Consider the following 12114-nt stretch of genomic DNA (forward strand, 5'->3'; position numbering starts at 1 on the left):
GACACCGTCTCCGGTGTCCCCCTGCTGGACTAGTCGCGTGCCGCGGTCAGATGCTCCGCGTGTTCCTGGAGGGAGCGGACGCCGACGTCTCCGTGGGTGAGTGCGTCGATGCCCTGAACGGCGGCGGCGAGCGCCTGGACCGTCGTCAGGCACGGCACGGACCGGGCCACGGCGGCGGTACGGATCTCGTAGCCGTCGAGGCGGCCGCCCGTGCCGTACGGCGTGTTGACGATCAGGTCGACCTCGCCGTCGTGGATCAGCTGGACGATGGTCTTCTCGCCCTGCGGGCCCACGCCCTCGGACTGCTTGCGCACGACCGTGGCGTTGATGCCGTTGCGCTTGAGGACCTCGGCGGTGCCGGAGGTGGCGAGCAACTCGAAGCCGTGGGCGACGAGTTCGCGCGCCGGGAAGATCATCGAGCGCTTGTCGCGGTTGGCGACCGAGATGAAGGCGCGGCCCTTGGTGGGCAGCGGGCCGTAGGCGCCGGCCTGCGACTTGGCGTACGCCGTGCCGAAGACCGAGTCGATGCCCATGACCTCACCGGTGGAGCGCATCTCCGGGCCGAGGACGGTGTCGACGCCGCGGCCGTGGATGTCACGGAAGCGCGACCACGGCATGACGGCCTCCTTGACGGAGATCGGTGCGTCGAGCGGCAGGGTGCCGCCGTCGCCGTTCGCCGGGAGCAGGCCCTCCTCGCGCAGTTCGGCGATGGTCGCGCCGAGCGAGATCCGGGCGGCGGCCTTGGCGAGCGGCACCGCGGTCGCCTTCGAGGTGAAGGGGACGGTGCGGGAGGCGCGCGGGTTGGCCTCCAGCACGTACAGGATGTCGCCGGAGAGCGCGAACTGGATGTTGATCAGTCCGCGTACGCCGACGCCCTTGGCGATGCCCTCGGTGGAGGCGCGCAGCCGCTTGATGTCGTAGCCGCCGAGCGTGATCGGGGGCAGCGCGCAGGCGGAGTCGCCGGAGTGGATACCGGCCTCCTCGATGTGCTCCATGACACCGCCGAGGTAGAGCTCGGTGCCGTCGTAGAGCGCGTCGACGTCGATCTCGATCGCGTCGTCGAGGAAGCGGTCGACCAGGACCGGCCGGGTGGGGCTGATCTCGGTGGACTCGGCGATGTACGAGGAGAGCCGCGTCTCGTCGTACACGATCTCCATGCCGCGGCCGCCGAGCACATAGCTGGGGCGTACGAGGACGGGATAGCCGATCTCGTCGGCGATGGACTTGGCCTCGTCGAATGTGGTGGCGGTGCCGTGCTTCGGGGCCGGGAGGCCGGCCTCGGCCAGGACGCGGCCGAAGGCGCCACGGTCCTCGGCGGCGTGGATGGCCTCCGGGGACGTACCGACGACGGGCACGCCGTTGTCCTTGAGCGCCTGCGACAGACCCAGCGGGGTCTGGCCGCCGAGCTGGACGATGACACCGGCGACCGGGCCCGCGAGGGACTCGGCGTGCACGATCTCCAGCACGTCCTCGAGCGTCAGCGGCTCGAAGTACAGGCGGTCGGAGGTGTCGTAGTCGGTGGAGACGGTCTCCGGGTTGCAGTTGACCATCACGGTCTCGTAGCCCGCGTCGCTGAGCGCGAAGGAGGCGTGGACGCAGGAGTAGTCGAACTCGATGCCCTGGCCGATGCGGTTGGGGCCGGAGCCGAGGATGATCACCGCCGGCTTGGTGCGGGCCGCGACCTCGCTCTCCTCGTCGTAACTGGAGTAGAAGTACGGCGTCTTCGCGGCGAACTCGGCGGCGCAGGTGTCGACCGTCTTGTAGACCGGGCGGATGCCCAGGGCGTGCCGCACCTCGCGTACGACGTCCTCGCGCAGGCTGCGGATGTCGGCGATCTGCGCGTCGGAGAAGCCATGACGCTTGGCCTCGGCGAGCAGCTCGGGGCCGACCTCGTCGGCGGCGGCCAGCTCGTCGGCGATCTCCTTGATGAGGAAGAGCTGGTCGACGAACCAGGGGTCGATCTTCGTGGCGTCGAAGACCTCTTGCTGGGTGGCGCCGGCCCGGATCGCCTGCATGACGGTGTTGATCCGGCCGTCGGTCGGGCGGACCGCCTCGGCCAGCAGCTCGGTCTTGTCGCCGGTCTCACCGGTGAAGGAGAACTGCGAGCCCTTCTTCTCCAGGGAACGCAGTGCCTTCTGGAGCGCCTCGGTGAAGTTCCGGCCGATCGCCATGGCCTCGCCCACCGACTTCATGGTGGTGGTGAGGGTGGAGTCGGCGGAGGGGAACTTCTCGAAGGCGAACCGCGGGGCCTTGACGACGACATAGTCGAGGGTCGGCTCGAAGGAGGCCGGCGTCTTCTCGGTGATGTCGTTCGGGATCTCGTCGAGCGTGTAGCCGACGGCCAGCTTGGCGGCGATCTTGGCGATCGGGAAGCCGGTGGCCTTCGAGGCGAGCGCCGAGGAGCGGGAGACGCGCGGGTTCATCTCGATCACGATGACCCGGCCGTCGGTCGGGTTGACGGCGAACTGAATGTTGCAGCCGCCGGTGTCGACGCCGACCTCGCGGATGATCGCGATGCCGATGTCGCGCAGTCGCTGGTACTCGCGGTCGGTGAGCGTCATCGCCGGGGCGACGGTGATCGAGTCACCCGTGTGAACGCCCATCGGGTCGAAGTTCTCGATGGAGCAGACGACCACGACGTTGTCGTGCTTGTCGCGCATCAGCTCCAGCTCGTACTCCTTCCAGCCGAGGATGGACTCCTCCAGGAGCACCTCGGTGGTCGGGGAGAGCGTCAGGCCCTGGCCGGCGATCCGGCGCAGCTCCTGCTCGTCGTGGGCGAAGCCTGAGCCTGCGCCGCCCATGGTGAAGGAGGGGCGGACGACCACGGGGTAGCCGCCGAGCGTCTCGACGCCCGCCAGGACGTCGTCCATGGAGTGGCAGATGACCGAGCGGGCGGACTCGCCGTGGCCGGTCTTGGCGTTGACGGCCTCGACGACACCCTTGAAGAGGTCGCGGTCCTCGCCCTTGTGGATGGCCTCGACGTTGGCGCCGATGAGCTCGACGCCGTACTTCTCGAGGACACCGTTCTCGTGCATGGAGATCGCGGTGTTGAGCGCGGTCTGGCCGCCCAGCGTGGGGAGCAGCGCGTCGGGGCGCTCCTTGGCGATGATCTTCTCGACGAACTCGGGGGTGATCGGCTCGACGTACGTGGCGTCGGCGATCTCCGGGTCGGTCATGATCGTCGCCGGGTTGGAGTTCACCAGGATGACGCGCAGGCCCTCGGCCTTGAGCACGCGGCAGGCCTGTGTGCCGGAGTAGTCGAACTCGGCTGCCTGGCCGATGACGATCGGGCCGGAGCCGATGACCAGGACGGACTGGATATCGGAGCGCTTAGGCACGCTGGCCCTCCATCAGAGATACGAAGCGGTCGAAGAGGTACGCGGCGTCGTGCGGGCCCGCGGCTGCTTCGGGGTGGTACTGGACGCTGAAGGCCGGCCGGTCGAGGAGCTGCAGCCCCTCGACGACCTGGTCGTTCAGACAGACGTGGGAGACCTCGGCACGGCCGAACTCCGTGTCGGACACCTTGTCGAGCGGGGCGTCGACGGCGAAGCCGTGGTTGTGCGCGGTGACCTCGACCTTGCCGGTCGTACGGTCCTGCACGGGCTGGTTGATGCCGCGGTGGCCGTACTTCAGCTTGTAGGTGCCGAAGCCCAGGGCTCGGCCCAGGATCTGGTTGCCGAAACAGATCCCGAAGAGCGGGGTGTGCCGCTCCAGGACGCCCTGCATGACGGAGACCGGGTGGTCGGCGGTGGCGGGGTCGCCGGGTCCGTTGGAGAAGAAGACGCCGTCGGGCTCGACCGCGTACACCTCCTCCAGGGTGGCGGTGGCGGGCAGCACGTGCACCTCGATACCGCGCTCGGCCATCCGGTGCGGGGTCATGCCCTTGATGCCCAGGTCGATCGCGGCGACGGTGAACTTCTTCGTGCCGATCGCGGGGACGACGTACGCCTCCTTGGTGGCGACCTCGGCGGAGAGGTCGGCGCCCACCATCTCGGGAGATTCCTGGACGCGGGCCAGCAGCGTGGCCTCGTCGGCCGGGCCCGCGGCGGGGCCGCCGCTCAGCGCAGGGCCGGAGAAGATGCCGACGCGCATGGCGCCTCGCTCGCGCAGGTGGCGGGTGAGGGCGCGGGTGTCGACGCCGCTGATGCCGACGATCCCCTGGCGCTCCAGCTCCTCGTCGAGCGAGCGCTGAGAGCGCCAGTTGGAGGGCACCCGGGCGGGGTCGCGGACGACGTATCCGGCGACCCAGATCTGCTTCGACTCGGGGTCCTCGTCGTTCACACCGGTGTTGCCGACGTGCGGGGCGGTCATCACGACGACCTGACGGTGGTACGAGGGGTCGGTCAGCGTCTCCTGGTAGCCGGTCATGCCGGTGGAGAAAACGGCCTCGCCGAAGGTCTCCCCCACGGCCCCGTAGGCGCGGCCGCGGAAGGTGCGGCCGTCCTCCAGGACGAGTACGGCGGGAGCTTTGGCGGCTCCCCGGGTGGAGATCGTCATCGTGCGGTGCCTTCCGTAGTGCTGGTGAGATGGTTGATGGCCTCGACCCAGGCCGGGTGCTCGGCCGAGTGGTCGGAGCGGAAACCGGAGTCGATCAGCTTGTCGCCGTGCGCCCAGGTGATGATCAGCAGGCCACCCTCGGGGAGGACCTTGCCGGCGATGCCCTTGTCGAGCCGGGCCTCGCGCAGTGCGGCGACCGGGACGAAGAAGTCGGCTGCGCCGGGGCGTACGACGTCGAGGCCCTGGCCGGTCAGGGTGAGCTCGACACGGCTACGGGTACCGAGGCCGCGGGCGACGATCCGGTCGAGCCACTGCCCGGCGGTAGTCGAGGCGTGGTACCGGCCGGTCAGCGTCAGCAGCTTCTCGCCGTCCGCGAACCCCTCCGGGGTCGTCGCGAGCTCCGGCAGATCGGACTGGAGACTCCCCCGCCACTTCCATCCCTGGCGCATCAGCCAGTAGATGAAGGCGATGAGGACGATCAGTCCGATGACCCAGCTGATGCGAGCGGGCCAGTCGGTCACTTCGGCCGACTTCTGCTCGGCGGCGAGCTGGAGGTACAAGGGGGTGAGAGATGTCACGCGAGCTTCCCGTCGACGACCGTGGCACGGCCCCGCAGGAAGGTGTGGGTCACTCGGCCCGGCAGCTCGCGACCCTCGTACGGAGTGTTGCGGCTGCGGGAGGCGAAGCCCGCGGGGTCCACGACACCACGGTAAGCCGGATCGACCAGGGTGAGGTTTGCGGGCTCACCGGCCGAGACGGGCCGCCCGTGTCCCCCGAGACGGCCGATGGCGGCCGGACGGAACGACATCCGGTCGGCGACGCCCGCCCAGTCGATGAGGCCGGTCTCGACCATCGTCTGCTGGACGACGGAGAGCGCGGTCTCCAGGCCCACCATGCCCATGGCGGCGGCGGCCCACTCGCAGTCCTTGTCCTCGTGCGGGTGCGGGGCGTGGTCGGTGGCGACGCAGTCGATGGTGCCGTCGGCGAGCGCCTCGCGCAGGGCCATGACGTCGGCCTCGGTGCGTAGCGGCGGGTTCACCTTGTAGACCGGGTTGTAGGACCGTACGAGCTCGTCGGTGAGGAGCAGGTGGTGCGGGGTGACCTCGGCGGTGACGTTCCAGCCCTTGGACTTGGCCCAGCGGACGATCTCGACGGAACCGGCGGTCGACAGGTGGCAGATGTGCACCCGGGAGCCGACGTGGGCGGCGAGCAGTACGTCGCGGGCGATGATCGACTCCTCGGCGACGGCGGGCCAGCCGCCGAGGCCGAGTTCCGCGGAGACGATGCCCTCGTTCATCTGGGCGCCCTCGGTGAGGCGGGGCTCCTGGGCGTGCTGGGCGACGACGCCATCGAAGGCCTTCACATATTCCAGCGCGCGTCGCATGATCACCGCGTCGTCCACGCACTTGCCGTCGTCGGAGAAGACCTTCACTCCGGCGGCCGAATCGTGCATGGCGCCGAGCTCGGCGAGCTTCTTGCCCTCCAGGCCGACGGTTACGGCGCCGATCGGCTGCACGTCGCAGTAGCCGGACTCCTTACCGAGCCGCCAGACCTGCTCGACGACACCGGCGGTGTCAGCGACCGGGAAGGTGTTGGCCATGGCATGGACGGCGGTGAAGCCACCGACGGCCGCCGCCTTCGTCCCCGTGAGGACGGTCTCGGAGTCCTCGCGGCCGGGCTCGCGCAGATGGGTGTGGAGGTCGACCAGGCCGGGCAGCAGGATCTGACCCCCGGCTTCGACGACGGTCGCGTCACCGGCCTCGAAACCGGTACCGACCGCAGCGATGGTCTCGCCGTCGATCAGGACATCCTGGGGCTCGCCGCCGAGGATCCTCGCGCCGCGGATAAGGGTCTTGCTCATGATTACTTGTTCTCCTCGGTACGGGAGGGGGTGGCGGGCGACGGGTGGGACTGGGTGGCGGGCTCGAACCCGCCCAACAGCAGGTACAGGACGGCCATGCGGACCGAGACGCCGTTGGCGACCTGCTCGACGACCGTGCACCGGTCGGAGTCGGCGACCTCTGCGGTGATCTCCATGCCCCGGACCATCGGGCCGGGGTGCATGACGATGGCGTGCCCGGGCATCTTCGCCATGCGGTCGCCGTCCAGGCCGTAGCGGCGGGAGTACTCGCGCTCGGTCGGGAAGTACGCGGCGTTCATCCGTTCGCGCTGCACACGGAGCATCATCACGGCGTCGGACTTCGGCAGCACCGCGTCGAGGCTGTAGCTGATGTCGCACGGCCACTGCTCGACGCCGATGGGGACGAGGGTCGGCGGGGCCACCAGGGTGACGTGGGCGCCGAGCGTATTCAGCAGGTGGACGTTGGAGCGGGCCACCCGGCTGTGCAGGATGTCGCCGACGATGGTGATCCGGCGGCCTTCGAGGTCCCGGCCGAGACCGCTCTCGGCCCCGACCAGGCGGCGGCGCACGGTGAAGGCGTCCAGCAGGGCCTGCGTGGGGTGCTCGTGGGTGCCGTCACCGGCGTTGACGACGGCGCCCTCGATCCAGCCGGAGGTGGCGAGGCGGTACGGGGCACCGGAGGCACCGTGCCGGATGACGACGCAGTCGGCGCCCATCGCCTCCAGGGTCAGTGCGGTGTCCTTGAGCGACTCGCCCTTGGAGACGGACGAGCCCTTCGCGGAGAAGTTGATGACATCGGCGGAGAGGCGCTTGGCGGCGGCCTCGAAGGAGATGCGGGTACGCGTCGAGTCCTCGAAGAAGAGGTTGACGACGGTACGGCCGCGCAGGGTGGGGAGCTTCTTGATCGGCCGGTCCGCGACCCGGGCCATCTCCTCGGCGGTGTCGAGGATCAGGACGGCGTCGTCGCGTGTGAGGTCGGCGGCCGAGATGAGGTGACGCTTCATCTGGGTGTTCTCCGGGTGGCTGGAGTGTTCAGACATGCGGGCGCGCGAAAGCTGCCATACGGGTTCGAGGTACGCCGTACGGGTGAAGCGCAGTTACTGCTCGCCCGCCGGGGCGGTCTGCTGAAAACCGAGCAGCACGGCGTCGCGGCCGTCCTCCTCGGCGAGCTGGACCTTGACCGTCTCCCGCAGCGACGTGGGGAGGTTCTTGCCGACGTAGTCGGCACGGATCGGGAGTTCGCGGTGACCGCGGTCGACGAGGACCGCGAGCTGCACCGCGCGGGGCCGGCCGATGTCGCCCAGCGCATCGAGCGCGGCGCGGATCGTGCGGCCCGAGAAGAGAACATCGTCGACGAGGACGACCAGGCGGCCCTCGATGCCCTCGCCGGGGATATCGGTGCGGGCCAGGGCACGCGCAGGGCGCAGCCGCAGGTCATCGCGGTACATCGTGATGTCGAGTGAGCCGACCGGCATCTTCCGACCGGTGATCTCTTGGAGTTTTTCGGCGAGCCGGCCGGCGAGGAAGACGCCTCGCGTCGGAATGCCGAGGAGCACCACATCGTCGGCGCCCTTGGCGCGTTCGACGATCTCGTGGGCGATTCGCGTCAGTGCCCGGGCGATGTCGGGAGCCTCCAGAACGGGGCGTGCCGCGTTGCCGGTGGCTTCATGCTGTGCGTCCATAAGAAACGGACCTCCTTCTCCGCCTCACTGGACGGACCTTAAAGGACGTCGAAATTGCGTCATCAACGCTACCAGGGCTCCTGCCATGCCCTGGTAGCACCCCCGGAAGGTGCCGGTCAGGACCATTCGGCTTGACGCATCCAAGTAACGCTGCGTAACCTCACAGTGAGTTACCAGCCACGCGGCGGCGCCGCGAAATGTTCCAGCGTCCGGGGAGCCTTATGTCCAGCGAATACGCAAAACAGCTCGGGGCCAAACTCCGTGCCATCCGCACTCAGCAGGGCCTCTCCCTCCATGGCGTGGAGGAGAAGTCCCAGGGCCGCTGGAAGGCCGTCGTGGTCGGTTCGTACGAGCGCGGCGACCGTGCCGTAACCGTACAGCGCCTCGCCGAGCTCGCGGATTTCTATGGAGTCCCGGTGCAGGAACTCCTGCCCGGTACGACGCCTGGCGGGGCCGCCGAGCCGCCGCCGAAGCTTGTCCTGGACCTGGAGCGCCTCGCCCACGTTCCGCCGGAGAAGGCCGGACCGCTGCAGCGTTATGCCGCGACGATCCAGAGCCAGCGCGGCGACTACAACGGCAAGGTGCTGTCGATCCGCCAGGACGACCTGCGCACGCTGGCCGTGATTTACGACCAGTCGCCGTCCGTGCTCACGGAGCAGCTGATCAGCTGGGGCGTGCTGGACGCCGACGCCCGCCGCGCCGTCGCCCACGACGAGGGCTGACGCCGCTCCGCAGAAGCGTGCCGCCGTGTCTGCGCGGGTTCCCTGTTCGGGAGCCCGCGCAGACACGGCATTTTCGTTGCGCAACAGCCGGACTCCGCATGCCGAAGGGCCCACGGTCACACGACCATGGGCCCTTCGTCGGCTGAACGGCCGCCGGAGGCTACTGCTCCCGGCGCAGGTTCGGCTTGAGGTCCTTGAACCGGGCCAGCAGCCCGTTCACGAAGGGTGGGGAGTCATCGGTGGAGAACTCCTTGGCGAGCTGGACCGCCTCGTCGATCACCACTGCGTCCGGGGTCCCGTCCACCCAGATCAGCTCGTACGCACCGAGCCTCAGGATGTTCCGGTCGACGACCGGCATGCGGTCGATCTCCCAGTCCACGGCGTAGGTCACGATGAGGTCGTCGATCCGGTCCGCGTACTGCGCGTACCCCTCGACGAGCTCCATCGTGTACTCGGTGACCGGCGGCTGACGGTTGTCGGCCCGCGAGTGCCGCACCCAGTCCGCGAGGACCGTCTGCACGGACTCACCGCGCTGGTCTGCCTCAAAAAGGATCTGGAAGGCTCGCTTGCGGGCCTTGTTCCGGGCAGCCACGGTTAGCCGCTCACCCGGCTGAGGTAGTCGCCCGTGCGGGTGTCGACCTTGATCTTCTCACCCGTGGTGATGAAGAGCGGGACGCCGATCTCGTACCCGGTCTCCAGCGTGGCGGGCTTGGTGCCACCGGTGGAGCGGTCGCCCTGGACGCCCGGGTCGGTGTGCTGGACGGTCAGCTCGACGGCGGCGGGCAGCTCGACGTAGAGCACCTCGCCCTCGTGCTGGGCGACGGAGGCGGTGAAGCCCTCGATCAGGAAGTTGGCGGCGTCGCCGACAGTCTTGCGGTCGACCATGAGCTGGTCGTACGTGTCCATGTCCATGAAGACGAAGTACTCGCCGTCCATGTACGAGAACTGCATGTCGCGACGGTCGATGGTGGCCGTTTCGACCTTCACGCCGGCGTTGAACGTCTTGTCGACGACCTTGCCGGAGAGCACGTTCTTGAGCTTGGTGCGCACGAAGGCCGGGCCCTTGCCGGGCTTGACGTGCTGGAACTCGACGACGGACCAGAGCTGGCCCCCGTCGAGCTTGAGCACCAGGCCGTTCTTGAGGTCGTTCGTGGAAGCCACGGTTGCGGAATCTCCTGGACTGAAGCTGGTGGAACGACCGAGGATGCGCGCTAGAGCGCGAGCAGCTCCTTGGTCGTAATGGTGAGTAGCTCGGGTCCGCCGTCCGCCTCGGGGCGCACGACGAGCGTGTCATCGATCCGGACCCCGCCCCGGCCCGGGAGGTGGACCCCCGGTTCGACGGTGACCGGTACACAAGCGTCCAGTTTACCCATGGCTGCAGGTGCCAGCTGCGGGTCCTCGTCGATTTCGAGCCCCACCCCGTGCCCGGTGCATGGTGCGAGGCCCCCGCCGTGACCCGCGGAGTCCAGGAGACAGCGGGCAGCACGGTCCACATCGCGGTAGGCGGCCCCCGGCACGAGAGCCTCGCGCCCGGCCCGCTGAGCGGCGAAAACCAGGTCGTAGAGCTCGATCTGCCAGTCGGCGGGCGTCGTCCCGATGACGAACGTACGGCCGATCTCACAGCGGTAGCCGCGATAGTTCGCGCCCAGGCAGACGGAGAGGAAGTCTCCCTCCTCCACCCGCCGGTCCGAGGGGCGGTGCCGGCCCTGGCCGGAGTTCGGCCCGGTGGCTACGGAGGTGGCGAAGGCGGGACCGTCGGCGCCGTGGTCCACCAGGCGGCGCTCCAGCTCCAGGGCGAGATGCCGTTCGGTGCGGCCCACCAGGATGGATTCGAGGAGTTCCCCCAGGGCCTGGTCGGTGATCTCGGCGGCGATTCGCAGACAGGCGATCTCCTCCTCGTCCTTGACGACCCGCAATTGCTCCACGATGGCGCCGAGATCGGCAAGCCGGAGCCGTGGGGCGACCGAACTCATGGCGCGGTGGCGGGAGACCGTCAGATGGTGCTCCTCGACGGCCAGGGCCTCCGCGCCGAAGGAGGAGGCCAGATCGGCGGCCGCGACCACCGGATCACCGTGGGTGGCCGGCAGCAGTGACACCTGCAGCTGATCGTCGGTGCGCCCGTCGGGGGGATCGCCGGTCGCGACGTGCGGGCAGAGCAGGACGTCCTCACCGGGGCCGAGCAGCAGAACGGCGCCCGGGGGCGCTCCGCCCGCGAGATAGCGGACATTGGCCGGGCGGGAGACCAGAGCGGCCGCGGATCCGACGGCGGCGCTCCGGTCGCGGAGCAGCCCGCGGCGGACGGCGTACACGTCTGACATGTCACGAGCCTACGAGCGGTGGCGCAGGCCTGCTCGGTCAGCGCATCCGACCGGGGGCCTCGGCCGGGTCCTCACCGGACGGGGAACACCGCCCGATGGCGGTTCACCAGGCCGGAGGGCTTGCTATGGAGCGGGCGAGTATGTCGTCCAGTACGCGAGCGGTGGTCTCCACGTCGTACGCCGAGTTGTCGATGATCGGCAGTCCGGAGCCGTACCACCCGGCCATCCGGCCGTGGATCCGGGCGACCTCCTCGTCCGAGAGGCGCCGGTTCCCGCTGCGGGCCGCGTTGCGCTCCAGCACGATCTCCAGGCCGGGCAGCAGAACGACGGGCAGCAGTCCGGGGCCGACATGGCGCTTCCAGCCCCCGAGGCCGACGACGGGCCGGTCCGGGAAGACGGCGTCGTCCAGGATGCAGGAGATGCCGTTGGCGAGGAAGTTGCGGGCGGCGAAGCCGCAGGTGCGACGGGCGAGGCGGTACTGGGCCTCGGAGTGGTCGTTCCACCCGGCCTGGGGGTCGGCGAAGCCGGAGCAGACCCATTCGCGGACGTCGTCGAGGCTGACGTGGGCCGTGGGAACCCGGCGGCGGCTGGCCCAGAGCTTGGCCACGGTGGTCTTGCCCGCGCCTGCGGGTCCGATCAGGAGTACGGCGAGGGTCGCGCTGCCGGTGCCGGACCCGGCGGGCGGCGCGGGCATCGGGACGGGCCCGCCGGGCGGCAACTGCACATGCCCGGTGGTCTCCCTGGAGACAGGCGCCGGGGCGTGCTGCGGGGCGGTTCCGCTCCAGCCCTGGGGCATGGGAGGGGTGCTGGGCGGCGGCCCCGCCGGCCCGAGGCGCTGGGCCTGGTGCGTCCAGCCGACAGGTCCGCTTCCGGGGCCTTGGGGCGGCGGCAGCGGGGCCCCCACTGCGTGCTGCATCCGGTGCCACTCCGTCTCGTACAGTCAACTGGCGCTGGTGGAACGGCAACCGTACCGTCCCCGGCCGCCACCAAGGGAACGGCCGGGGAGAGTGCACGGTGCCCGGTCGGCCGGTTCG

General features: G+C 69.6%; 11 protein-coding genes. 1 reads left to right on the forward strand and 10 read right to left on the reverse strand.

Annotated features, from left to right (window positions below; translation table 11 throughout):
* Positions 1–29: 29 nt before the first annotated feature.
* The 6 genes from carB to pyrR all read right to left on the reverse strand — a co-directional run bounded on the left by carB (position 30) and on the right by pyrR (position 8040).
* Positions 30–3338: a carbamoyl-phosphate synthase large subunit gene (carB, locus tag ABT115_RS08040; protein WP_351785347.1), complete on the reverse strand. Its 3309-nt coding sequence runs from the start codon at positions 3336–3338 to the stop codon at positions 30–32.
* Positions 3331–4497, reverse strand: coding sequence for a glutamine-hydrolyzing carbamoyl-phosphate synthase small subunit (gene carA / locus ABT115_RS08045; RefSeq protein WP_351785350.1), 1167 nt, complete (start codon positions 4495–4497; stop codon positions 3331–3333). The genes carB and carA overlap by 8 nt, the downstream gene beginning before the upstream one ends.
* A complete protein-coding gene (locus ABT115_RS08050; RefSeq protein ID WP_351785353.1) occupies positions 4494–5075 on the reverse strand; it encodes a PH-like domain-containing protein in 582 nt (193 codons plus the stop codon). The genes carA and ABT115_RS08050 overlap by 4 nt, the downstream gene beginning before the upstream one ends.
* Positions 5072–6358 carry a dihydroorotase gene (locus ABT115_RS08055; protein ID WP_351785356.1) on the reverse strand — a complete coding sequence of 429 codons (1287 nt, stop codon included), beginning with the start codon at positions 6356–6358 and terminating at the stop codon, positions 5072–5074. The genes ABT115_RS08050 and ABT115_RS08055 overlap by 4 nt, the downstream gene beginning before the upstream one ends.
* A gap of 2 nt (positions 6359–6360) precedes the next feature.
* Positions 6361–7362 carry an aspartate carbamoyltransferase catalytic subunit gene (locus ABT115_RS08060; RefSeq protein ID WP_351785795.1) on the reverse strand — a complete coding sequence of 334 codons (1002 nt, stop codon included), beginning with the start codon at positions 7360–7362 and terminating at the stop codon, positions 6361–6363.
* A 93-nt stretch (positions 7363–7455) separates the two neighbouring features.
* Positions 7456–8040 carry a bifunctional pyr operon transcriptional regulator/uracil phosphoribosyltransferase PyrR gene (pyrR, locus tag ABT115_RS08065; protein ID WP_351785359.1) on the reverse strand — a complete coding sequence of 195 codons (585 nt, stop codon included), beginning with the start codon at positions 8038–8040 and terminating at the stop codon, positions 7456–7458.
* A gap of 221 nt (positions 8041–8261) precedes the next feature.
* On the opposite strand from pyrR, the gene bldD reads away from it, so the two are divergent.
* A complete protein-coding gene (gene bldD, locus ABT115_RS08070; RefSeq protein WP_014157378.1) occupies positions 8262–8762 on the forward strand; it encodes a transcriptional regulator BldD in 501 nt (166 codons plus the stop codon).
* 160 nt (positions 8763–8922) lie between these two features.
* On the opposite strand, the gene nusB is transcribed toward bldD, so the two are convergent.
* From nusB to ABT115_RS08090, 4 genes are all read right to left on the reverse strand, one after another.
* The gene (gene nusB, locus ABT115_RS08075) at positions 8923–9354 is read right to left on the reverse strand and encodes a transcription antitermination factor NusB (RefSeq protein ID WP_351785362.1); all 432 of its coding nucleotides are present in this window, start codon (positions 9352–9354) and stop codon (positions 8923–8925) included.
* A gap of 2 nt (positions 9355–9356) precedes the next feature.
* Positions 9357–9923: an elongation factor P gene (gene efp, locus ABT115_RS08080; RefSeq protein ID WP_351785364.1), complete on the reverse strand. Its 567-nt coding sequence runs from the start codon at positions 9921–9923 to the stop codon at positions 9357–9359.
* Between the two features lie 50 nt (positions 9924–9973).
* Complete coding sequence (locus ABT115_RS08085) at positions 9974–11080, reverse strand: aminopeptidase P family protein (protein WP_351785366.1); 1107 nt, start codon at positions 11078–11080, stop codon at positions 9974–9976.
* A gap of 103 nt (positions 11081–11183) precedes the next feature.
* Positions 11184–11996, reverse strand: coding sequence for a Pro-rich N-terminal domain-containing protein (locus ABT115_RS08090; RefSeq protein WP_351785368.1), 813 nt, complete (start codon positions 11994–11996; stop codon positions 11184–11186).
* Between the last annotated feature and the right edge of the window lie 118 nt (positions 11997–12114).

Source organism: Streptomyces sp. NPDC001832, assembly GCF_040297265.1.
Classification (GTDB): domain Bacteria; phylum Actinomycetota; class Actinomycetes; order Streptomycetales; family Streptomycetaceae; genus Streptomyces.